This window comes from Vibrio sp. D173a (genome assembly GCF_030248475.1).
In genome coordinates, this window is record NZ_JAHGAH010000872.1 from 1 (window position 1) to 715 (window position 715).

Here is a 715-nt window from a genome sequence, read left to right on the forward strand (position 1 = left end):
ACGCAACTAATGGTCTGGTGTTCGTCTTGCTTGGAAAAACGAGCGCTTTGCAGTGCATGCCTGATGAATTGTCCCAGTTGCCGTAGTCTTCAGTTAGCGCATCACGGTCCATGTACTGACGGTTGTAGTAAAGGTCGGTGGTTAGGTTTACTAGATCGCTGCCATTGTCGTAGTGGTGGTTTAAAGTCACTGTGTCGCGGCTGATTGCATGATAATTGTGCTCATCATCTGCGTATAGTGCACCGGCTTTTTCGCCTGACAATTGGCGTACTCCACCATCTTCATAGGTGTTGAACGTCAATTTGAATTCGTTAGCATCGTTCGGGATGAATACGATTTTTGCTAAACCAGATTTTAGCTCGCCCTGCTTAGACGTCACATCGTCTTCACCTGGGATATGTAGGTCACCATCTTCAGAGTAGTTAGCGATACCCATGAACTGTAGCTTGTCGTTTAGCTTTGCATAAACGGCTACGTTTGTAGTGAAACGCTCATAAGCTGTCTGGTAGCCCGTTTTCACACGAGCGCCAATGGTTTCGTCACCACGCAGTAAGTCACTTGGATCTTTTGTCTCGTAGCTGAAAGAGCCGTTAATCGCGCCTGCGCCAGAAAGCACAGAGTTGCCGCCTAGGGTGATCTCAGCAGACTTTAGCATCGCTGGGTCAAACGTTTGGTCACCAGAGTGGTGGAACAGTTGGCCTTCCTGACGAGCACC

General features: G+C 48.7%; 1 pseudogene. It reads right to left on the reverse strand.

Features of this window, described 5'->3' with window-relative positions:
* Nucleotides 1-715 (reverse strand): annotated as a pseudogene (locus KIV40_RS29930) (TonB-dependent receptor); the annotation flags it as partial.